General features: G+C 67.8%; 19 protein-coding genes. 8 read left to right on the top strand and 11 right to left on the bottom strand.

The window, feature by feature from the left end; all coding sequences use genetic code 11:
- Positions 1-246 precede the first annotated feature (246 nt).
- The gene (locus Q344_RS0118710) at positions 247-597 is read left to right on the top strand and encodes a hypothetical protein (protein WP_028288117.1); all 351 of its coding nucleotides are present in this window, start codon (positions 247-249) and stop codon (positions 595-597) included.
- A 70-nt stretch (positions 598-667) separates the two neighbouring features.
- The gene (locus Q344_RS0118705) at positions 668-985 is read left to right on the top strand and encodes a hypothetical protein (protein WP_028288116.1); all 318 of its coding nucleotides are present in this window, start codon (positions 668-670) and stop codon (positions 983-985) included.
- 424 nt (positions 986-1409) lie between these two features.
- On the opposite strand, the gene Q344_RS0118700 is transcribed toward Q344_RS0118705, so the two are convergent.
- Positions 1410-3698, bottom strand: coding sequence for an adenosylcobalamin-dependent ribonucleoside-diphosphate reductase (locus Q344_RS0118700; protein WP_028288115.1), 2289 nt, complete (start codon positions 3696-3698; stop codon positions 1410-1412).
- Positions 3699-3818: 120 nt separating this feature from the next.
- On the opposite strand from Q344_RS0118700, the gene Q344_RS0118695 reads away from it, so the two are divergent.
- Positions 3819-4265, top strand: a complete 447-nt coding sequence (locus tag Q344_RS0118695) for a DUF1489 family protein (RefSeq protein ID WP_036539972.1) — start codon at positions 3819-3821, stop codon at positions 4263-4265.
- A 288-nt stretch (positions 4266-4553) separates the two neighbouring features.
- On the opposite strand, the gene hisG is transcribed toward Q344_RS0118695, so the two are convergent.
- From hisG to hisS, 3 genes are read right to left on the bottom strand one after another with little or no spacing between them, the layout of a single operon-like run.
- Positions 4554-5249 carry an ATP phosphoribosyltransferase gene (gene hisG / locus Q344_RS0118685; protein ID WP_028288113.1) on the bottom strand — a complete coding sequence of 232 codons (696 nt, stop codon included), beginning with the start codon at positions 5247-5249 and terminating at the stop codon, positions 4554-4556.
- Entirely contained in the window at positions 5246-6352 is a 1107-nt protein-coding gene (locus tag Q344_RS0118680) for an ATP phosphoribosyltransferase regulatory subunit (protein ID WP_028288112.1), read from the bottom strand. The genes hisG and Q344_RS0118680 overlap by 4 nt, the downstream gene beginning before the upstream one ends.
- Before the next feature lie 40 nt (positions 6353-6392).
- Positions 6393-7877: a histidine--tRNA ligase gene (gene hisS, locus Q344_RS0118675; protein WP_028288111.1), complete on the bottom strand. Its 1485-nt coding sequence runs from the start codon at positions 7875-7877 to the stop codon at positions 6393-6395.
- 159 nt (positions 7878-8036) lie between these two features.
- Between hisS and Q344_RS0118670 the strand changes: the two genes are divergently transcribed.
- Entirely contained in the window at positions 8037-8231 is a 195-nt protein-coding gene (locus tag Q344_RS0118670) for a SlyX family protein (protein WP_028288110.1), read from the top strand.
- A gap of 3 nt (positions 8232-8234) precedes the next feature.
- Here Q344_RS0118670 and Q344_RS0118665 read toward each other — a convergent pair whose 3' ends face one another.
- Both Q344_RS0118665 and dnaE read right to left on the bottom strand, forming a co-directional pair.
- Positions 8235-8720, bottom strand: a complete 486-nt coding sequence (locus Q344_RS0118665; protein WP_028288109.1) for a flavodoxin family protein — start codon at positions 8718-8720, stop codon at positions 8235-8237.
- Between the two features lie 22 nt (positions 8721-8742).
- A complete protein-coding gene (gene dnaE / locus Q344_RS0118660) occupies positions 8743-12252 on the bottom strand; it encodes a DNA polymerase III subunit alpha (RefSeq protein ID WP_028288108.1) in 3510 nt (1169 codons plus the stop codon).
- A 175-nt stretch (positions 12253-12427) separates the two neighbouring features.
- On the opposite strand from dnaE, the gene Q344_RS0118655 reads away from it, so the two are divergent.
- Positions 12428-13036, top strand: a complete 609-nt coding sequence (locus Q344_RS0118655; protein WP_036539970.1) for a LolA family protein — start codon at positions 12428-12430, stop codon at positions 13034-13036.
- 3 nt (positions 13037-13039) lie between these two features.
- Here the strand turns inward: Q344_RS0118655 and Q344_RS0118650 are convergent, their stop codons facing one another.
- Both Q344_RS0118650 and Q344_RS0118645 read right to left on the bottom strand, forming a co-directional pair.
- Positions 13040-13624 carry a transglycosylase SLT domain-containing protein gene (locus tag Q344_RS0118650; RefSeq protein ID WP_028288106.1) on the bottom strand — a complete coding sequence of 195 codons (585 nt, stop codon included), beginning with the start codon at positions 13622-13624 and terminating at the stop codon, positions 13040-13042.
- A 109-nt stretch (positions 13625-13733) separates the two neighbouring features.
- Positions 13734-14615 carry an AEC family transporter gene (locus Q344_RS0118645; protein WP_028288105.1) on the bottom strand — a complete coding sequence of 294 codons (882 nt, stop codon included), beginning with the start codon at positions 14613-14615 and terminating at the stop codon, positions 13734-13736.
- An 83-nt stretch (positions 14616-14698) separates the two neighbouring features.
- Here Q344_RS0118645 and hspQ point away from each other — a divergent pair, with 83 nt between their 5' ends.
- Entirely contained in the window at positions 14699-15025 is a 327-nt protein-coding gene (gene hspQ / locus Q344_RS0118640) for a heat shock protein HspQ (protein ID WP_028288104.1), read from the top strand.
- A 98-nt stretch (positions 15026-15123) separates the two neighbouring features.
- Here hspQ and Q344_RS0118635 read toward each other — a convergent pair whose 3' ends face one another.
- From Q344_RS0118635 to Q344_RS0118625, 3 genes are all read right to left on the bottom strand, one after another.
- Entirely contained in the window at positions 15124-16701 is a 1578-nt protein-coding gene (locus tag Q344_RS0118635; protein WP_028288103.1) for a gamma-glutamyltransferase family protein, read from the bottom strand.
- A gap of 480 nt (positions 16702-17181) precedes the next feature.
- On the bottom strand, positions 17182-17727 hold the full coding sequence (locus tag Q344_RS25245) for an ATP-binding protein (protein ID WP_169739207.1): 546 nt from the start codon (positions 17725-17727) through the stop codon (positions 17182-17184).
- Positions 17717-18055 carry an STAS domain-containing protein gene (locus tag Q344_RS0118625; RefSeq protein ID WP_028288102.1) on the bottom strand — a complete coding sequence of 113 codons (339 nt, stop codon included), beginning with the start codon at positions 18053-18055 and terminating at the stop codon, positions 17717-17719. Before Q344_RS0118625 ends, Q344_RS25245 begins: the two co-directional genes overlap by 11 nt.
- 117 nt (positions 18056-18172) lie before the next feature.
- Between Q344_RS0118625 and Q344_RS0118620 the strand changes: the two genes are divergently transcribed.
- A complete protein-coding gene (locus tag Q344_RS0118620; RefSeq protein WP_028288101.1) occupies positions 18173-19363 on the top strand; it encodes a thiolase family protein in 1191 nt (396 codons plus the stop codon).
- Between the two features lie 159 nt (positions 19364-19522).
- Positions 19523-20584, top strand: coding sequence for an alpha/beta hydrolase (locus Q344_RS24430; RefSeq protein ID WP_084178491.1), 1062 nt, complete (start codon positions 19523-19525; stop codon positions 20582-20584).
- Positions 20585-20660: the final 76 nt, after the last annotated feature.

Genomic DNA, 20660 nt, shown 5'->3' with positions numbered 1-20660 from the left:
AGGACCGATCCTCAGCCTTGCATCGCCTTGGAGCCTCATCGGCAGCAAAATACCATGCGCCAGGCAGATTTCTTCTTCGTCATCCCGATGAACGACCAATGTTCTCGTCACCAGCACCTAAGAACAGCCTTCGCAACCAGCCGAAAGGACCCAGCCAACGCCCCAGTATCTCCCTGCGACGGAACATGACGCCGATGAATCAGGCACCCAGCACCGTTTCCGCCACCGCATGAAAGGGAGATCATCATGCTCAACACCACCTCACTCGACACCGCCGAGGCGCGTTTCGGCGCCGCCTATGCGGTGGAGCAGCACCTCCGCCGCCACGGCGCGAGCCTCTGCGACCTGCTCGACGCGCTCGATGATCCGAGCGGGTTCGCGGCGCTCTGCGATCTGCATGGCGCCTTCGGGCAGCCGATCCCGGATACAGATGCCGTCGAGGCCGCGCTGCGCGATATTCGTCGTATCCTGGCCGACCAGGCGCCGACGTCGCTCGACAGGATCGGTCATGAGAGGGGTCTGCCAGCTACCGACATGACCCGGTGGCACGGCGCGCGCGTCAGCGAGCTTCTCGGGCGGTTCCGTCGTGCCGACTGAGACCGGGGCACGCTGTGTCCTTCAGCTGGCGCGTCGGCGCCGCCTGAGCGTCCATCCCGATCAGTTCGGGATGGAGCAGGACATCTGCGACGTGACGCTGTGGCTCATCGAGAAGCACAGCCTGTCTCGTGTCCACGTCTGGGTGGACCGGCACTACACCCAGATCAGCCGGGGGATCGCAGGCGTGACCGTCATGACTTCACCAAGGCATCCCGCGCAGCTGACCGACGCGGCGCACGAGGCGTTTCTCGCGCTCGGCTACACGATCGAAGACACCCGCGCTGACACTTACGGCCATCAGCTTTGCGACGGCCATCACTCAAGGCATGAGGTCATCCAGGCCTATGCGCGCATAGAAAACGCGCTGAGGCTCTGGCGGTCACAATAACAAATACTTGGACACCTCGGAAAAGGGCGGCGGAAGCCGCCCTTTTTGCGTGCCTTGGGTTCGTCGGTGCAAGGCATGCCGGCATTGCACATCGGCTTCTCGGGAAGTCTTCGAAAACGGTCGCGGTTGTGCTCGTCCTGGAGAACTGGCACGCGATGAGTGGCGGCGGAAACTATGCCGCAAACCCAAGAACGCCACGGCCAGGACCAAGCCCGAGAAAGATTACGAAAACCGTTTCTGCCGCGTGCTTCGGATGCCTATATCCCTCAGGACAGAGTCGAACCCTCGTTCTCGTTATAAACGGCCGAAATAACGGAAAATCGGGCGCTTACGCCCGATTGACCTTATTCGCCTGCGGAATGGACCTCCGAAGCCCGCCGGTGGCCACTAATTGGTAGTGGCGATACCACCCGAAGCCGCTGGTTCACCCGCATTTCGAATGACCGCAGGCCGCGCAGGTCATGCAGCCTTCGATCATCACCAGCTCGTACTGGCCGCAGGAGGGGCAGGCCTTGCCGCGACGGCCGTTCTCGAGGCCGATCACCTTGGCCTGCGGGTCGGTCTTCAGGCCGAGGCCCTCGCCCTCGATGAAGCCGATCGAGATCATGTGGCGCTCGATGACGCCGCCGATCGCCGCGAGGATGGAGGGGATGTACTTGCCCTGCACCCAGGCGCCGCCGCGGGGGTCGAAGACGGCCTTCAGCTCCTCGACCACGAAGGAGACGTCCCCGCCGCGCCGGAACACGGCCGAGATCATCCGGGTCAGGGCCACGGTCCAGGCGAAATGCTCCATGTTCTTCGAGTTGATGAAGACCTCGAAGGGACGGCGGCGGCCGCCCACCACGATGTCGTTGATCGTGATGTAGATCGCGTGCTCGCTGTCCGGCCACTTGAGCTTGTAGGTCGAACCTTCAAGCTCCTGCGGCCGGTCGATCGGGTCCTGCATGTAGATGATCTCGCCGCCCTCCTCGGGGACGGGCTGGGCCGCGGGCTGTTCGCCCGGCGCGGACTCGGTGGTCTCGGAGACCGACAGGACGGAGCCGGTGACGTCGTTCGGACGGTAGGTCGTGCAGCCCTTGCAGCCCGAATCCCAGGCTTGCATGTAGACGTCCTTGAAATCCTCGAACGAGATGTCCTCGGGGCAGTTGATCGTCTTCGAGATCGAGCTGTCGACCCATTTCTGGGCGGCCGCCTGCATCTTGACGTGCTCCGAGGGCGCCAGCGTCTGGGCGTTCACGAAATAGTCGGGCAGTTCCGCGTCGCCCTTCAGCTCGCGCCACATCCGGACGGCGTAGTCGACGACCTTCTCCTCGGTCCGCGACCCGTCCTTCTGAAGCACCTTGCGGGTGTAGGAATAGGCGAAGACCGGCTCGATCCCCGACGAGACGTTGCCCGCGTAGAGCGAGATGGTTCCGGTCGGCGCGATCGAGGTCAGCAGCGCGTTGCGGATGCCGTTCTCGCGGATCGCGTCGCGGACATCCTCGTCCATCAGCCGCATGGTACCGGAGTCGAGATACGGATCGGCATCGAACAGCGGGAAGGCGCCCTTCTCCTTCGCGAGATCGACCGAGGCGAGGTAGCTCTCGCGCGCGATCAGCTTCAGCCAGGCTTCCGTCTGCGCGGCGGCCTCGTCGGAGCCGTAGCGCAGGCCCAGCATCAGGAGCGCGTCGGCGAGGCCGGTCACGCCGAGGCCGATCCGGCGCTTGGCCGCCGCCTCGGCCGCCTGCTGCGGCAGCGGGAATTGCGAGGCGTCGACGGTGTTGTCCATCATCCGGATCGCGGTCCGGACGAGCTTCGACAATGCCGCGCCGTCCAGTTCGGCCGCGTCCGAGAAGGGATCGGTCACGAGGCGGGCGAGGTTGACCGAGCCCAGAAGGCAGGCGCCGTAGGGCGGCAGGGGCTGCTCGCCGCAGGGATTGGTGGCGGCGATGGTCTCGGCGTAGTTCAGGTTGTTGGCGGCGTTGATCCGGTCGATGAAGATCACGCCGGGCTCGGCGTAATCAAAGGTCGACTGCATGATCTTGTTCCAGAGATCGCGGGCCTGGAGCGTGTGATAGACCTTGCCGTCGAAGACCAGGTCCCAGGAGCCGTCGCTCTTCACGGCTTCCATGAAGGCGTCGGTCACGAGGACCGAGACGTTGAACATCCTGAGCCGCGCCGGGTCGGATTTCGCGGTGATGAAGGCCTCGATATCCGGGTGGTCGCAGCGCATCGTCGCCATCATCGCGCCCCGGCGCGACCCGGCGGACATGATGGTGCGGCACATCGCGTCCCAGACATCCATGAACGACAGCGGGCCCGAGGCATCCGCGGCCACCCCCTTCACGTCCGCGCCCTTGGGCCGGATGGTCGAGAAATCGTAGCCGATCCCGCCGCCCTGCTGCATGGTCAGCGCGGCCTCGCGGAGCATCTCGAAGATGCCGCCGAGGTCGTCGGGAATGGTGCCCATGACGAAGCAGTTGAACAGCGTGACCTTGCGGCCCGTCCCGGCCCCCGCGGTGATCCGCCCGGCGGGCAGGAACTTGAAGTCCTCGAGCGCCTCGTAGAACGGCGCCTCCCATGCGGCGGGGTCGGATTCGACCGACGCCAGCGCCCGCGCGATTCGCCGCCAGGAATCCTCGACGGAGCGGTCGATCGGCGTGCCGTCGGCCTCCTTGTAGCGGTATTTCATATCCCAGACCTGTTCGGCGATCGGGGCGGCGAAACGAGACATCGGCATACTTCCGGCAGCTTGAAAGGGAGCGTCCAAGCTAGCACTTGTTGTCCGGCCTCTCAACGTCATATCTTGGCTTGGAAACCATAAATAGATATGTCTTCGCGTGACGACCACAATATGTTGGGGGCGGCCTTGGGAAAATCGGTAAATCTCGTGAAATTGTCCGTGGGGACGGAGAGCGTGGAGGGCCTCGCCGCCTGGCAGGCGACCCGCGTCGCGCAGACCGAGGACGGCCTGCCGCGGCATGTCACGCGGATGTGGCCGAAACGTGAGGCCGAGGTTCTGGCGGGCGGGTCGATCTACTGGGTCATCAAGGGGCTGATCCAGTGCCGCCAGCGCATCCTGCGGCTGGAGGAGGTCGTCCGCGCCGACGGCATCCGCCGCTGCGCCATCGTACTGGACCGCGAGCTTGTCCGCACCGCGCCATCCCAGAAGCGCCCGTTCCAGGGCTGGCGTTACCTTGCCGCCGGGGACGCGCCCCGCGACCTTCCGCCCGGCCGCCAGAGCGAGGACGCGCTGCCGCCGGAGCTTTCCGCCGCTCTGGCCGAGATCGGCGTGCTCTGAGAAAACGCAAACGGGGGCCCGCGGCCCCCGTTCCCCGTCATGCCGATGGCAAGATCAGAAGGCCGCGATCACGGCCGAGCTGATCGCGCTGTGCCGGGCGTACTGGACATTGCCGGCCAGGCTGTTGAGCGGCAGCTTGGCGGCGGGGGTGCCGCCGAGCGGCATCGTCACCCCGAGGCGGACGATGTTGAGATCTTCCGAGGTGCCGCCGGAGCCGATGCGGGTCCGCCCCAGTTCGCACGCACGCCAATTCCGCAGCGCTACATTCGGAATTCCGACCTCGACCGCTCAGCCCCGCGCAATCAGATCGCGCAGCCGTTCCAGAGTCCGGCGTTCCGCACCGTCCATCGCGGCGTTGCGCGACCGGAAGAGCGTCGCCTGGCTTTTCAGGAGCGGGCCGTCCGACAGCGGGCGCAGGTGGTTCGCCCGCAGCGTCTCGCCGGTCGAGGTGATGTCGGCGACCGCCTCGGCGGTCTCGTTCTTCACCGTGCCCTCGGTCGCGCCCTGGCTGTCGACCAGCTGGTAATCGGCCACGCCGGCCTCGCGCAGGGCGTCGCGCACCAGCCGGTGATACTTGGTCGCGATCCGCATCCGGAAGCCGTGGTCGCGGCGGAAGGCGGCGGCGGCGGCGTCGAGGTCGTCGAGCGTCTCTACGTCGACCCAGAAGTCCGGCACCGCGATGATCAGGTCCGCCTGGCCGAAGCCCAGCTCGGCCAGCACCTCGACCTGCATGTCCCACTGCGCCAGCTTCTCGCGCACGAGGTCGATGCCGGTGACGCCGAGGTGGATGCGCCCGGCCGCCAGTTCCCGCGGGATCTCTCCGGCGGAGAGCAGGACCAGCTCCACGCCCTCCACACCCTCGACGCGGCCCGCGTATTCCCGCTCCGATCCCGTCCGCCCCAGCGTCACGCCGCGGGCGCCGAACCAGTCGAAGGTCTTCTCCATCAGCCGCCCCTTGGAGGGCACGCCCAGTTTCACGCTCATGTCCGCCCCCCGAGTTCGCGGATCAGCCCCGGCCGGATCACGCCGCCGACCGCGGGGATCGCCCGGCCCTGCCCAAGCTGCCGGGTCAGCGCATCGTAGCGCCCCCCGGTGGCGACGGGCGGCAGGTCGGGCCGGGTCTCGGCGTAGAAGCCGAAGACGAAGCCGTCGTAATATTCCATGTGGGTCCGGCCGTAGGCGGCTTCGAAATCCAGCGCCTCGGTGTCGATGCCGCGCCGGGCGAGCGCCGCGCCGCGGGCCTCGAGCCGGTCGAGCGCCGGGCCGATCCACGGCAGGTCCACCGCGATGTCGCGCAGGTGCTCGAGCGCGTAGGGCATCTTCTCGCGCACGGCGAGCACGGCGTCGATCAGTTCGACCACGCCGGCGGGGATCGGGTCGGCGGCGGCCTCCTGCCGGAGGCTCTCGAGCCGCTCCTCGACCTGCGCCCGGGTGCGCAGACCGATCTCGGGCCCGGCCTGCGCGAAGGGATCCTCGGCGGCGAGCAGCGCCGCGCGCTGCGCCGGCAGCGGCGCCGAGGAGGAGAACCGGTCGAGCAGCGCCCGGAAGCGGCGCGGCCGCCAGATGTGACGCATCAGCGCGCGCTTGCGCCTGTCCGAGATGGCCAGCCCCGAAACGGCCGTCGTGAGGATACCGATGTCCCCGGTCGCCGTGCGCAGGCCCATCGGCGCAAGGATCCGCTGGAAGAGGGCGAAGATCTCGGCATCCGCATCGGGCGGGTTGGCGCCGTCGAAGATCTCGAACCCCGCCTGGACGTATTCCGAAGCACGGTGCTCGTCCTCTTCCTGCCGCCGGAAGACTTCGCCCGCATAGCAATAGCGCGCTGGTTCCGCGCCGTCGGCCATGTGCATCTGCACGACCGGCACGGTGAAGTCCGGGCGCAGCATCTGTTCGCCGCGCAGCGCATCCGACGTCACGTAGGCGCGCGCCCGGATGTCCTCGCCATAGAGGTCGAGCAGGGTCTGCGCGGGCTGCAGGATGGCGGCCTCGACGGGGACCGCGCCCTCGGCCTCGAAAAGCGCGCGAAGGCGGGCGGCCTCGGCGAGGTCGGCCGCGCGGGCGGCGGTGTCCTGGGCGAGCGTGGTCATGCGAACGCCCCGAGGTCGAGCGCCTTCGAGAAGAACTCCATCACCCCTGCCCCGCCAGGATCTCTTTCAGCTTCGCGACCATCTCGCCGCGCGGCACCTCGAACTGGGAGGGGCGTTCCTTCCACTCCTCCAGCGTCGCGTTCTCGGCGATCTGCGCGCCGAGGATCAGGTCCTTGATCTGCACCACGCCGCGCTCCTTTTCGTCACCGCCCTCGATGACGGCGGCCGGAGAGCCGCGCTTGTCCGCGTATTTGAGCTGGTTGCCGAAGTTCTTCGGGTTGCCGAGGTAGATCTCGGCCCGGATCCCGGCGTTCCGGATCTCGGATACCATCGTCATGTAATCGGCCATCCGGTCGCGATCCATCACCGTCACGACGACCGGCCCCTGCACGGTGCCGCCGATCCGGCCCTTCTCGCGCAGCGCGGCCAGCAGCCGGTCCACGCCGATCGAGATCCCCGTCGCCGGCACCGATTGCCCGGTGAAGCGCTTCACCAGATCGTCGTAGCGCCCGCCGCCCGCGACCGAGCCGAACTGCCGCTTGCGGCCCTTCTCGTCGAGGATCTCGAAGGTGAGCTCGGCCTCGAAGACCGGGCCGGTGTAATAGCCGAGGCCGCGGACAACGGAGGGGTCCAGCTCGATCCGCCCGGCGTCGTAGCCCTGGGCGTCCAGAAGCCCAGCGATCTGCTCCAGCTCGTCGACGCCCTCGGCGCCGATCGCGGAGCCGCCGACCGCCGCCCGCAGGTTCGCCAGCGTCCCGGCCGCATCCGCGGCCTTCGACGTCAGGAAGGCGATCACCGGCTCGGCCTGCGCCTCGCTGAGCCCCACGCCGTCGATATAGGCGCCCGAGGCATCGAGCCGCCCCTTGCCCAGAAGCTCGCGCACCCCGGCCTCGCCGACCTTGTCGAACTTGTCGATGGTGCGCAGCACGTCCGCCGCCTGCCCCTCGTCAGAGACGCCCATGGCCTCCAGCACCCCGTTCAGCACCTTCCGGTTGTTCACCCGGATCAGGTAATCCCCGCGCGGGATCCCCACCTCTTCCAGGCAATCGGACAGCATCGCGCAGATCTCGGCATCCGCGGCGACGGAGGCCGTGCCGACCGTGTCCGCATCGCATTGATAGAACTGACGGAACCGGCCCGGCCCCGGCTTCTCGTTCCGCCAGACGGGCCCCATGGCATAGCGCCGGTAGGGCGTCGGCAGGTCGTTGCGGTGCTGGGCATAGACCCGGGCCAGCGGTGCCGTCAGGTCGTAGCGGAGCGCCAGCCAGCCGCCCTTGCCCTCGTCATCGGACTCCTGCCAGGCAAAGACGCCCTCGTTCGGCCGGTCCACGTCGGGAAGGAACTTGCCCAGAGCCTCGACCGTCTCGACGGCGGAGCTTTCCAGAGCCTCGAAGCCGTAGCGATGGTAGACCCCGGCGATCTTCGACAGCATCGCGGCGCGCTCGGTCACCTCGGCGCCGAAATAGTCACGGAACCCCTTGGGCGTTTCAGCCTTGGGGCGCGGGGATTTCTTGTCTTTGGCCATCGTCATTCCCGGGTCTGGGTGTCGCGGCGCGGTCTAGCCCATGCCCCGCGGGCAGGCAAGCGCCGGCTCCGGCCGCGGGGAACCTGATTTGCCTTTATCGCATTGTGCCGTCATACGGGCCCCAGGGCACCGGACGGTAATGGCTTCGTGGGGGAAGGCATGCAGGAAATCGAGGAAAAGCTCGCGCATCTCGAGCGGATGGTCGAGGAGCTTTCGGATGTCACCGCGCGCCAGCAGACCGAGATCGCGCTGCTCACGCGGCGGGTCCAGCTGCTGATGGAGCGCGAGGCGCAGCGGGAGACGGATACCGGCGGCGGGATGCATTTCGGCGACGAGAAGCCGCCGCACTGGTAGCGCTCAGAAGGCGCCCATGGCGATGCCCGCGGCAAGCGCAGCGCCGAGCTCGCGGCATCTGGCAAGCGCGTCCTCCGGCACCGTCTTCTCGGCGAGGATCTCTTCCGGCGTCTGCGCCTTCAGGTTGACGATCACCGGCTCCTGCACCGGCCTGAGCCGCCAGCCCTGCGCGATCCGGGCCGTCTGGCGCGCGCAGTTCTCTCCGTCCGATCCGGCGCAGACCATCTGCGCATAGGGCCTGCCCTCGATCCGGCCCAGCACGGCGTAATAGCTGCGGTCGTAGAAATCCTTCATCACGCCCGCAATGGCCGCGAGGTTCTCGGGCGCGCAGAAGAGATAGCCCTTCGCGGCCAGCAGGTCGTCCGGCCCGGCCTCGGCGGCCGTCTTCAGCACCACCTCGGCCTCGCCGCGTGCGGCCTCGAAGGCGGCCTGCGCCATCTGGCGGCTGCCGCCGGTCTTCGAATGGTAGACGATCAGAAGGTCGGTCACGTCGCGCTCCCTCCGGGCGGTGTCAGATTTCCTCGACCGCCATCACCCCGCCGAGGTGCTTGATCGCGCCCTTGATCGCCGGGGTCACGGGGAATTCGGCGCCCGAGTCGATCTCGACCTCGCCGGGCAGGGTGTCGTCCAGCAGGCAGAACCAGATCGGCCCCTTGGGGATGTTCTTCACCGTCTGCGCCGCGTCGCGGAGCACGTTCGCCACGGGGTCGATGGCCGAGAGATCCTCGACGAAGATCTTCAGCCCCGTCGCGCCCGCATCCGCCACCACGTTGTCGATCGGCTGAACCCCGCGGGCGAGCAGTTTCAGCTGGTCGCTCTCCATCGTCGCCTCGACGGTCAGGACGACCTTCGAGCCGTTCTCGAGATGATCCCGCGATGCCTCGAGCGTATCGCTGAAGATCGTCACCTCGTAGGCCCCCGTCGTGTCCGAGAGCTGCGCGAAGGCGAAGCGGTTGCCCCGCGCCGACTTCCGCTCCTGACGGCCCGCGACAATGCCGGCCATCTTCGCGATGATCGCCCCGCCCTGCGCCAGCTTCATCACCTCGTCGAGCGTCTTGACGCCCTTGCGCTTGAGCGGCCCCTGGTAATCGTCGAGCGGGTGGCCCGAGAGGTAGAAGCCCACGGCCGAGAATTCCTGCGCCAGCCGCTCCGCGGGCAGCCAGTCCGCCACCGGCGAGAGCCGCGGCTCGGGCAGGTCGTCCCCGGCATCGCCGAAGAGCGACACCTGGTTCGAGGTCTTCTGCTCCCAGATCGCCGCCGAATAGGCCATCAGCCCCTCGAGCGAGTCGAAGATGCGCCGCCGGTTCGGGTCCAGTTCATCGAAGCAGCCCGAGCGCGCCATCATCTCCAAGGGCCGCTTGCCGATCTTCTTCAGCTCCACCCGGCGGGCAAAGTCGTAGATGTTCACGAAGGGCTTCTCGCGGCCCTCGACCTTCCGGCCCTCGACCACCAGCCGCATCGCCTCCACGCCCACGTTCTTCAGCGCGCCGAGCGCATAGACCAGCGCGCCGTCCCTCACCTTGAAGGTGGCGTCCGAGCTGTTGACCGAGGGCGCGACCCAGGGCAGTTCCAGCGCCTTCTTCACTTCCTCGAAGTAGACGCCCAGCTTGTCGGTCAGGTGGATATCGCAGTTCATGACGCCCGCCATGAACTCCACCGGGTGGTTCGCCTTGAGCCATGCGGTCTGGTAGGAGACCACCGCATAGGCCGCCGCGTGGGACTTGTTGAAGCCGTAGTTGGCGAATTTCTCGAGCAGGTCGAAGACCTCCGAGGCCTTCTTCTTCTCGACCCCGTTCTCGGCCGCGCCCTTCTCGAACTTCGGGCGTTCGGCGTCCATCGCCTCCTTGATCTTCTTGCCCATGGCGCGGCGCAGCAGGTCGGCGCCGCCGAGCGTGTAGCCCGCCATCTCCTGGGCGATCTGCATCACCTGCTCCTGGTAGACGATGATGCCCTGCGTCTCTTCGAGAATATGGTCGATCAGCGGATGGACCGAGGCGCGTTCGCGCAGCCCGTTCTTCACCTCGCAATAGACCGGGATGTTCTCCATCGGCCCCGGGCGGTAGAGCGCCACGAGGGCCACGATGTCCTCGATGCAGGTCGGCTTCATCCGCTTCAGGGCGTCCATCATGCCCGAGCTTTCCACCTGGAACACCGCGACCGTCTTGGCGCGGGCGTAGAGGTCGTAGGTCTTCTCGTCATCGAGCGGGATGGCGTTTATCTGGTTCTCCGCGCCCTCGGCGGGGGTATAGAGCTGCGTCCCGTCCGCCGCGACGTGCAGCGGGCGCCCGCCCGCGTGGATCTGCTCGATCGCGTTCTGGATGACCGTGAGGGTCTTCAGGCCGAGGAAGTCGAACTTCACGAGCCCCGCCTGCTCCACCCATTTCATGTTGAACTGGGTTGCCGGCATGTCCGACCGCGGATCCTGGTAGAGCGGCACCAGCCGGTCGAGCGGCCGGTCCCCGATCACGACACCGGCGGCGTGGGTCGAGGCGTTCCGGAGCAGCCCCTCGACCTGCTGGCCATAGGTCAGGAGGCGGTCCACCACCTCCTCGTCGCGGGCGGCCTGGCGGAGGCGTTCTTCCTGAATCAGCGCCTGTTCGATCGAAACGGGCTTCACGCCCTCCACCGGGATCATCTTGGACAGCCGGTCGACCTGCCCGTAGGGCATCTGGAGCACCCGGCCGATGTCGCGCACCGCGGCCTTCGACAGCAGCGCGCCGAAGGTGATGATCTGGCCGACCTTGTCGCGGCCGTATTTCTCCTGGACGTAGCGGATCGTCTCCTCCCGCCGGTCCATGCAGAAGTCGATGTCGAAGTCGGGCATGGAGACCCGTTCCGGGTTCAGGAACCGCTCGAAGAGCAGCGAATAGCGCAGCGGATCGAGGTCGGTGATGGTCAGCGCATAGGCCACGAGCGAGCCCGCGCCCGAGCCCCGGCCGGGACCGACCGGGATGTCGTTGTCCTTCGACCACTGGATGAAGTCGGCCACGATCAGGAAATAACCGGGGAAGCCCATGCCCTCGATGATCCCCAGCTCGAAATCGAGCCGCTTCTGGTATTCCTCGACCGACACGGCATGCGGGATCACGGCGAGGCGCTTCTGGAGCCCCTCGTTCGCCATCCGCCGCAGCTCGGCCACCTCGTCGTCGGCGAATTTCGGCAGGATCGGGTCGCGCCGCTCGGCCTTGTAGGCGCAGCGTTTCGCGATCTCGACCGTGTTGGCGATGGCCTCGGGCAGGTCGGCGAACAGCGTCACCATCTCCTGCTGCGACTTGAAGTAATGCTGCGGGGTCAGGCGGCGTCGCTCTTCCTGCTGGTCGACATAGGCGCCCTCGGCGATGCAGATCAGCGCGTCATGCGCCTCGTACATGTCGGGCTTGGGGAAATAGACGTCGTTGGTGGCGACGAGCGGCAGGTCCATCGCATAGGCCATTTCGACGAAGCCGCGCTCGGTCAGGCGCTCGTTCGCGGGCAACCCGCTGTCGCCCGGGTGGCGCTGCAGCTCGACATAGAGCCGGTCGGCATAGATCGCCTTGAGCTGGTCCATCAGCTCCTGCGCGGCCGGGCGCTGGCCGGCCTGCAGAAGCATCCCCACGGGGCCGTTCGCGCCGCCGGTCAGGCAGATGAGGCCGTCGCCGTGCAGCCCCAGCTCCTCGATCGTGACATGGGGGACCTGGCCGCGCTTTTCGACATAGAGGCAGGTCGAGAGCTTCATCAGGTTCTCGTAGCCCGCCTCGTTCTGCGCCAGCAGGACGACCGGCGCGGGGGGCTTGGGCATCTGGCCCGGCACGGTCGGCAGATAGGCCACGTCGACCTGGCAGCCGATGATCGGCTGGATCCCGGCGCCGGCGGCCGAGACCGAGAATTCCAGCGCGCAGAACATGGAATTCGTGTCGGTGACGGCGACCGCCGGCATCTCCATCTTCTCGCAGAGCGCGGGCAGCTTCTTGAGCCGCAGGGCGCCTTCGAGAAGGGAATATTCGGTGTGCGTGCGGAGGTGGATGAATCGCGGAGAGCTCATGGCGCGAAGGTAGCCGAGGGGGCGGCCGGGCGGAAGCGGCGAAGCGCCGCCCCGGCGGCGGATGTGCCCCGCGGGGTGCCGTGACGCCGCGGCGTCACCGGCCCACACAGGAACCCTACGCGCTTGTGAAAGTTGGGCGCTGGCACGTGACCCGAGGAAGGATTACTCTTTGTCCATGTTGAAGCGACTGGCCCTTGCCCCCGTTCTCACCCTCGCCATGGCTCTTCCGGCCATGGCCGAGAAACTGCCCCTGGGCGATATCTCGTCCTACCTCAACGGGCTGAAAACCGCGCAGGCGAAGTTCACGCAGGTGAACGACGACGGCTCGCTCTCGACGGGCACGCTCTACATCAAGCGTCCCGGCCGGGTGCGGTTCGAATACGATCCGCCCGAGGAATCGCTGGTGATGGCCGGCGGCAACACGGTGGCGATCTTCGACCCGAAGTCGAACTCCGGCCCCGCCACATACCCGCTTGCCCGGACGCCCCTGTCGATCATCCTGGCCGCGAACGTGGACCTGGGCCGGGCGCGGATGGTGACCGGGCACAGCTCGGACGGCAAGACCACGACCGTCACCGCGCAGGACCCGGATCACCCGGAATACGGCAACATTCAGATGGTCTTCACCGACAGCCCGACCGAGCTGCGCCAATGGGTGATCACCGACGATTCCGGTGCCAGGACCACCGTCGTGCTGGGTGACCTGCGCTCTGGTGTGAGTATCCCCGACAGTCACTTCAACATCGAGATGGCCAAGGCCCGCAAGGCGCCCGAGCGCCGCTGATCCTCAGCGGCGGCTGCAGGTCGCCAGCTGCACACCATAGGTGACCGCCCGGGTCTGGACCCGGTCGGCCACCGCCAGCAGCCAGGCCTTCTGCCGATAGGTGCCCCGGGCATAGCCGGTGTGGCCGTCGTGATAGGCGAGGTACTGGTTCCGCACATCGTTCATGTCGATGCCGAGCCGCTGGTTGGTCTTGGTCATGTACCAGCCCATGAAATCGGTGGCGCTGCGGATGTCGTCGCGCTTGGCACGGCGGTTGCCGGTCTCGCGCTTGTAATCGTCCCACGTGCCGTCCAGCGCCTGGCTGTAGCCGTAGGCCGAACTCTGCCGACCCATGGGGATGATCGCCAGCGCGTATTTGTGCGGGGTCCGCGCGTTGCCGATGAACTTGCTCTCCTGATGGATCATCGCCATCAGGACCTCGGGACGCACGCCGTACTTGCGCTGCGTCCGCTGGAATGCCTTCAGATACTTGGGCCGCTCCTTGACGATGCTGCACGCATTGTCGAGATCCTTGGGCGCGGAGAAGTTTCCGCCGCCGCAGGACGCGACAAGCAACAGAATCATGGCGGCACGGAGAATTCTGCCCATTCGCCTCTTGCCCACTCGTTCGTTTTTTTCGTTCGGCGTTTGCCGCCGTTGGCGACAGGATAGCGCAAACCGGCTGCGGGGAAAATCACGATTTCCTCAGGCGCCCCGGTCAGAGCACGGCAGCGAGGATCAGCGGCAGGTAGAGGACCGAGGCGAGGGTCGAGGCGACGACCAGCCCGGCCACGGAATCGCTGTCCGCGCCGTATTTCTCGGCCAGCAGGAACGAGGTCACGGCGACCGGCGTCGCGATCTGCAGCACGAGCACCGCGAAGGCCACGTCGTCGAGCGCGAACCAGCGCCCGAGCGCCCAGGCCACGCCCACGCAGAGCGCCACCTTCACCACCGACAGAAGCGCCGCGCGCGCCATGTGCCCCGGGTGCAGCCGCGCCACGGCCACGCCCAGGGTGATGAGCATCAGCGGGATCGCCATCTGGCCTGTCAGCTCCAGCGTGTTGGTCAGCCACCGCGGCGTCTGCCAGCCCTGCCAGAGGAAGATGCCGCCGAGGATCGTCGCCCAGAGCAGCGGCTCCTTCAGCGCCCGGGTGAGCGATCCTCCGCCCGCCACGATCCAGATGCCGAAGGTGAAGGACCACAGCGCCATGATCGCGAAGACGACGACCGCGTAGGAGAGCCCCGTCTCGCCGAAGGCAAACAGCGCCAGCGGCAGCCCGAGGTTGCCGGTATTGCCGAAGATCAGCGGCGCCAGGTAGGTCCGCGTCTCGAGCCGCATCAGCTTGACCAGCACGAAGGCCGCGAGCGTGAGCACCCCGTAGGCCGCCGCCGCGGCATAGGAGAGCGCGGCGAGCGCCGCCGGGTCGATCTCGGTCTTCATGAGGGCCGTGAAGATCAGGCAGGGCACCGAAAGCGTCATCGCCAGCCGGGTCACGAACTGCACGCGGTACTCGAATCCGGCCTTCACCCAGACAAGGCCGACACCGGCCAGAATGAAGACTGGCGCCACGATCTGGAGCACTGTAAGGGCGAGGTTCACAGACTGTTTCCCCTGATTTCCACGACAGAATTGGACATTCGCCGGGTGTTAACGGTAGTAGTGGAGCCAAGGGGCTGTAACACATGCTGAAAGCACGTGCTAAATATCATCTTGGGCAGGTGGTCCGCCACCGCAAACACCCGTTTCGCGGGGTGGTTTTCGACGTCGATCCGGAATTCAACAATACCGACGAATGGTATGCCGCGATTCCGGAGGACAGCCGTCCCTGCAAGGAGCAGCCGTTCTACCACCTGCTGGCCGAGAACGATCAGAGCTACTACATCGCCTACGTCTCCGAACAGAACCTGGTCGAGGATTACTCGGGAGAGCCGGTCGATCATCCGGACATCCCCGATCTCTTCGGACCCTTCGAAGACGGGCACTATCCCCTGCATTTCCAGCTGAACTGAGCGGTCCGCCGACGCGGCAGAGGCGCCGGGCCGAAGCCCGGCCGATACCTGGTGCCGCCGTGTCGCGCAGGGCCGGGCGCCGGACCCGGCCCCTCCGCTCAATACCCGATGGCGCAGCCGTCCTTGCGCGGATCGCTGCCGGCCATGAGCACACCGTCCGGGCGGATGTGGATCGCCTGCGCGCCGCCGATCGCCTCGTCCGGGACGCGCACGTCGTGGCCCAGATCGGCCAGCGCGGTGCGGGTCGCCTCCGGGTAGCCGCGCTCCACGTTCAGAACGCCGTCCGTCGCGAAGCAGCGCGGCCCGTCGATCGCCGCCTGCGGGTCGAGCCCGAAGTCGTGCACATTGGTGGTGAACCGCGCATGCCCGGTGCATTGATAGGCCCCGCCCATGACGCCGAAGGGCATGATGACCCGCCCGTTCTCGCGCAGCATGCCGGGGATGATCGTGTGCATCGGCCGCTTGCCCGGCGCCATCTCGTTGGCGTGCCCCTTCTGGAGCGAGAAGCCGGCGCCGCGGTTCTGCAGCAGGATGCCGAACTTCTCGGACGCGATGCCCGAGCCGAAGCCGTGGAAGATCGAATAGATCAGCGACACGGCCATCCGGTCCTTGTCGACCACCGTGATGTAGACGGTATCGCGATGCACCGCCTCGGACAGCGCTGCGGGCGAGGGCATCACGCGGCGCGGGTCGATCAGCGCGGCGAGTTCCTCGGCCGTCGCATCCGAGAGCATGTGGTCGAGCCGGGTCATGTGATCGGCATCCGACACGAACCGGTCGCGCGCGTCATAGGCGAGCTTGGTCGCCTCGGCCTCGATATGCGCGCGCTCCGGCCCCCAGGGGTCCATCGAGGCAATATCGAAGTGTTTCAGGATGTTGAGCAGCAGGATCGCCGTCGCGCCCTGCCCGTTCGGCGGATGCTCGAGCAGTTCGATCCCGCGGTACATGCCCGAGACGGGCCGCGTCGGCGTCGCCTCCACGCCTGCGAAATCCTCGACCGTCTGGGGACCGCCGAGCGCCTGGAGCGCGGCGACCATGTCCTCGGCCACCTCGCCCTCGTAGAAGGCCTGCGCCCCCTCGCGGGCGACGCGGCGCAGCACCTCGGCCTGGCCCGGGGCGCGGAACAGCGTGCCGACCTGCGGCACCTCGCCGTTCGGCAGGAAGTGGCGGCGGGCGGTTTCGTTCAGGGTCTTGTGCTTGAAGGCATAATCCCATGCGACGCGCGGGGCGACCGGCACGCCCGCCTCGGCATGGCGGATCGCCGGCTCCAGCAGCGCCTCGAGCCCGAGCTTGCCGTAGCTTTCGCTGAGGCGGCAGAACGCGTCGACCGCCCCCGGCACCGTCACCGCCCAGGGGCTTTGCAGCGGCACCTTGGCATGGCCCTCGGCGCGCAGCTTCTCCGGGTCCGCGCCCGCCGCCGCACGGCCCGAGCCGTTCATCGCCTCGACCTCGGCGCCCGGCCCTTTCGAGACCAGAGCGAAGAGGTCACCGCCGATCCCGGTCATCGCCGGCTCGCACAGGCCCAGAAGCACCGCGCCCGCAATCGCCGCGTCCATCGCGTTGCCGCCCCGTTCGAGAATCGAGACGGCCTCTTTCGCGGCCAGCGGATGCGACGTGGCGCAGGCACCGTTGAGGGCAAGGACCGGCGAGCGGCCGGGCAGGTGAAAGTCACGCATTATCAGGATCTCCCATTTCGGGCGCGATCCTAGTCACCCTGCGTCGCCCGTCCAGACCTAGCTGCACGGAATGTCCGAAGCCGCACTCAGAGGGCAAGGGTCGCTGCATAGTACCTCGACGTCGCGCACTGGGTGGGGGCTGTTGGAACGCGACGCCGAGGGAAGCCATATGCAGCTACGCCCTCCTTATCGCGCGGATTTCCGACGGAACTTCGCTCCGATTGAGGCAATTTGATGAAGGCGTGAAATTTGCGGGGACAATTCGGCGCTTCGACCGGGACTGATCGGGAAATGGAAACGGCCGCCTCGGCAGCTGCGGCGGGCCTTCCGGCCCGATTGCAGGTGCCGGATCCGATCGGTCCCTGATGCGTCGGCGCGAGTCTCCACCGACGCGAACGGGTGCACGATGGTCCTGCGGCGCCGCAGCGGTCCGCGGCGACCGGCGACCGGCGCGCCGGACTCACGCGTCTTGTCAGGGGTTCACTTCTGAATGGGGCGCCGCGATGACTGTCGGCCTTCGCCCTCGTGTCCGCACGGCCAGTGCAGCGTCGGGTCGAGGCCGACGGCGACACGAAAGGTCAGCACGTTCTCCGCGTTCTGGCGGCGATAGGCGATGTCACGGGCGATGTGGCGGATGATGAACCAGCCGAAGCCGCCCTCGGGCGCATCCGGCCCCTCCCCGTCCGGGGTCGAGAGATCGCTCAGCGGCAATCGCTCCTCGGGCATGGGTCTGCCGCTGTCACGGATCAGAACGTGCAGCCCGTCCGCGGCGTGGTGCAGTTCCAGATGCACGGGACGCTCCGCCGCCCCGCGGTAGGCGTGTTCCACCACGTTGTTCAGCGCCTCGGCCAGCACCAGTTCGACCGATCCCTTCTCGTCCGGATCGAGGGACAGGATGTCGATGCTGCGCATCACCCGCGCCAGGACCTCGCGCACGCCGAGCAGCGAGCCGTCGAAATCGAGCCTGACATCGTCCAGAAGCGGCGCGCCGGCACCGGCGCGGGTCCGGCCGGTTTCAGATCGCATGGTGCCCGAGGGCCCGGTCGAGATCGGCATGGATGGCAAAGACACTGTCCATCCGGGTGAGCCGGAAGACCTTGTCGACCTTGGGCTGCAGGGCGGCGAGATCCAGCCGCTGTCCCTCTGCCAGCCCCTTCATCACCGAGACGATGGCGCCCAGCCCGCTCGAATCGATGAAATCCACCGCTCCGAGGTCGAGCACGATCCGGCGCGGCCCGCCGGGGATCGCAGCGCGCATCGCGTCCTTGAAGCGGATGGCCGCCGCGGCGTCGATCCGCTCCGCATGGACCGAGATGACGGTGACGCCCGCCACCTCTCTCGCATCAAGTTCCATCCTGGTCCCTCGCATCAAGTTCCATTCCGGACCTCCGATTCCAGCCGAAGTCGCGCAGCAGGCTAGACGGCATTCCTTACCATTCGGTATGCAGGCATGAACCGAGGAGGAAATTTCATGCAGGATGTGGTCATCGCAGGCGCGGCCCGGACCGCCATGGGCGGCTTCCAGGGGGTCTTCACCGGGGTGCCCGCCGCCGAACTGGGCGGCGCGGCGATCCGCGCGGCGCTGGAGAACGCGGGCGTGTCGACCGTGGACGAGGTGGTCATGGGCTGCGTCCTGCCCGCGGGACAGGGGCAGGCCCCGGCCCGGCAGGCGGGCTTCGCGGCCGGCCTCGGAGAGGAGGTGCCGGCCACGACGCTCAACAAGATGTGCGGATCGGGGATGAAGGCGGCGATGTCGGCCTACGACCAGATCGCGCTCGGCCAGAACTCCGTCATGGTCGCGGGCGGGATGGAGAGCATGACGAACGCCCCCTACCTTCTGCCGCAGATGCGCGGCGGCGCCCGGATCGGACACCAGCAGGTGGTCGATCACATGTTCCTCGACGGGCTCGAGGACGCCTATGACAAGGGCCGCCTGATGGGCACCTTCGCCGAGGATTGCGCCGAGGCCTTCCAGTTCACCCGCGAGGCGCAGGACGAATATGCGCTGAAATCCCTCTCGAACGCGCTGGAGGCGCAGGAATCCGGCGCCTTCGCCGGCGAGATCGCGCCCTTCACCGTCACCTCGCGCAAGGGCGAGACGGTGGTGGCGGCGGACGAACAGCCCGCCAGCGCCCGGCCCGAGAAGATCCCCACCCTGAAGCCCGCCTTCCGCAAGGACGGGACGGTGACGGCCGCGAATGCCTCGTCGATCTCGGACGGGGCGGCGGCGCTGGTCATGGCCTCGGGCGCGACGGCGAAGGCCAGGGGGCTGAACGTGCGGGCGAAGGTGCTGGGGCATGCGAGCCACGCGCAGGCGCCGGGGCTCTTCACCACGGCGCCGGTGCCGGCCGCGCAGAAGCTGCTGCGGCGGCTCGGCTGGTCGGTCGGGGATGTCGACCTCTGGGAGGTCAACGAGGCCTTCGCCGTGGTCCCGATGGCCTTCATGCAGGAGATGGGGCTGTCGCGCGACATCGTGAACGTGAACGGCGGGGCCTGCGCGCTCGGCCATCCGATCGGCGCCTCGGGCGCGCGGATCATGGTGACGCTGCTCAATGCGCTCGAGACGCGGGGGCTGAGACGCGGCGTCGCCGCGATCTGCATCGGCGGCGGCGAGGGCACGGCGATCGCGATCGAGCGGGTCTGCTCGAGACGCGGGGGCTGAGACGCGGCGTCGCCGCGATCTGCATCGGCGGCGGCGAGGGCACGGCGATCGCGATCGAGCGGGTCTGAGGCCACACTCCCCCGATTCCTGTCGCGCGGCGCTTGCCAGTGCCCCCGCAGGTCGCGTCATCCTTGGCGCGACCGACAGCAAGGGGATGCCATGAGCAGGTTGAACGTTCTCGGCGGGCTCGTCCGCCTCATGATGCCCGCGGGCGTGATCTCGGCCCTCTATGCCGGGCGGCTGGCCGAGGTGGAGGGGCGCCGGATCGACCCGAAGGCGCAGGCGCTGCTCGACCTCGTCGCGACGGTGCGCGGGCCGGAGCCGGTCTACGACGTCGCCACCAGCCGCGAACAGCTGGCGGGGTTCGTGAAGCGCTTCGACCAGCCCGGGCCGGAGGGCGTGCGCCGGACCGAGGAGGAATTGCCGGGCGCCGAGGGGGTCCGCGCGGCGCGGGTCTACAACCCCGAAGGGGCGAAACCGGCGCGGACGCTCCTTTATTTCCACGGCGGGGGCTGGATCCAGGGCTCGATCGACACCCATGACGCGCTCTGCGCGAAGCTCTGCGCGGGGGCCGGGATCCGGGTGATCTCCTACGATTACCGCCTGGCGCCGGAGGACCCCTTCCCCGCCGCGCCGGACGATGTGCTTGCCGCCTACCTCGGGCTGGTCTCGGGCGGGCTGGACCTGTCCGCCGATCCCGCGCAGCTGGTGGTGGGCGGGGACAGCGCGGGGGGGAACCTCGCGGCCGGGCTGATGCATGACCTGCGGGCGGGGGGCCATCCGCTGCCGACGGGGCAGCTGCTGATCTACCCGGCGGTCGACGGGCGGATGTCCTCGGGCTCGATGCAGGCGCTGGCGGAGAGCCCGATGCTGTCGCGGCCGCGGATGGAATGGTACCTGGAGCAGTACCTGCCCGAGGGGCACGACCGCGAGGATCCGCGGTTCTCGCCGCTCCTGTCGGAGCGTCTCGAGGGCCAGCCGCGGGCGCTGATCCTCGTGGCCGGGCACGACCCGCTCTGGGACGACGGGCAGAGCCATGCCCGCGCGCTGCGCGCGGCCGGGGTCGAGGTCGAGCTGCGGGAATATCCCGGCCAGGTGCACGGGTTCCTCAACCTGACGAAGGTGCAACCCGAGGGCCGCACGGCGATCGCCGACGTGGCGGGCTGGCTGCGCGCCGTCTTCGCGGATGCCCCCGCGACGCGCGTGGAGGAGAGCGCATGACATTGCGGGACGCTGCCTCTGCGGGCCTGCGGGTTCCGCGTCGAGGGTGAGGCGAGCGTCGCCTCGCCTGTCACTG

It is taken from the genome of Pseudooceanicola nanhaiensis DSM 18065 (genome assembly GCF_000688295.1).
GTDB lineage: Bacteria > Pseudomonadota > Alphaproteobacteria > Rhodobacterales > Rhodobacteraceae > Pseudooceanicola > Pseudooceanicola nanhaiensis.
The sequence above is the reverse complement of the archived record's forward strand: the minus strand, read 5'-3'. Positions and strand labels throughout refer to the sequence as shown.

Excerpts from the sequence above, each read along its gene's own strand:
- Q344_RS0118650 (WP_028288106.1), bottom strand. The coding sequence starts at position 13,624 with ATGGGCAGAATTCTCCGTGCCGCCATGATTCTGTTGCTTGTCGCGTCC.
- hisS (WP_028288111.1), bottom strand. The coding sequence starts at position 7,877 with ATGGCCAAAGACAAGAAATCCCCGCGCCCCAAGGCTGAAACGCCCAAG.
- Q344_RS24430 (WP_084178491.1), top strand. The coding sequence starts at position 19,523 with ATGAGCAGGTTGAACGTTCTCGGCGGGCTCGTCCGCCTCATGATGCCC.
- hspQ (WP_028288104.1), top strand. The coding sequence starts at position 14,699 with ATGCTGAAAGCACGTGCTAAATATCATCTTGGGCAGGTGGTCCGCCAC.
- dnaE (WP_028288108.1), bottom strand. The coding sequence starts at position 12,252 with ATGAGCTCTCCGCGATTCATCCACCTCCGCACGCACACCGAATATTCC.
- Q344_RS0118705 (WP_028288116.1), top strand. The coding sequence starts at position 668 with ATGGAGCAGGACATCTGCGACGTGACGCTGTGGCTCATCGAGAAGCAC.
- Q344_RS25245 (WP_169739207.1), bottom strand. The coding sequence starts at position 17,727 with ATGCGATCTGAAACCGGCCGGACCCGCGCCGGTGCCGGCGCGCCGCTT.
- Q344_RS0118695 (WP_036539972.1), top strand. The coding sequence starts at position 3,819 with ATGTTGGGGGCGGCCTTGGGAAAATCGGTAAATCTCGTGAAATTGTCC.
- Q344_RS0118710 (WP_028288117.1), top strand. The coding sequence starts at position 247 with ATGCTCAACACCACCTCACTCGACACCGCCGAGGCGCGTTTCGGCGCC.
- Q344_RS0118620 (WP_028288101.1), top strand. The coding sequence starts at position 18,173 with ATGCAGGATGTGGTCATCGCAGGCGCGGCCCGGACCGCCATGGGCGGC.
- Q344_RS0118680 (WP_028288112.1), bottom strand. The coding sequence starts at position 6,352 with ATGACCACGCTCGCCCAGGACACCGCCGCCCGCGCGGCCGACCTCGCC.
- hisG (WP_028288113.1), bottom strand. The coding sequence starts at position 5,249 with ATGAGCGTGAAACTGGGCGTGCCCTCCAAGGGGCGGCTGATGGAGAAG.
- Q344_RS0118635 (WP_028288103.1), bottom strand. The coding sequence starts at position 16,701 with ATGCGTGACTTTCACCTGCCCGGCCGCTCGCCGGTCCTTGCCCTCAAC.
- Q344_RS0118700 (WP_028288115.1), bottom strand. The coding sequence starts at position 3,698 with ATGTCTCGTTTCGCCGCCCCGATCGCCGAACAGGTCTGGGATATGAAA.
- Q344_RS0118670 (WP_028288110.1), top strand. The coding sequence starts at position 8,037 with ATGCAGGAAATCGAGGAAAAGCTCGCGCATCTCGAGCGGATGGTCGAG.
- Q344_RS0118625 (WP_028288102.1), bottom strand. The coding sequence starts at position 18,055 with ATGGAACTTGATGCGAGAGAGGTGGCGGGCGTCACCGTCATCTCGGTC.
- Q344_RS0118655 (WP_036539970.1), top strand. The coding sequence starts at position 12,428 with ATGTTGAAGCGACTGGCCCTTGCCCCCGTTCTCACCCTCGCCATGGCT.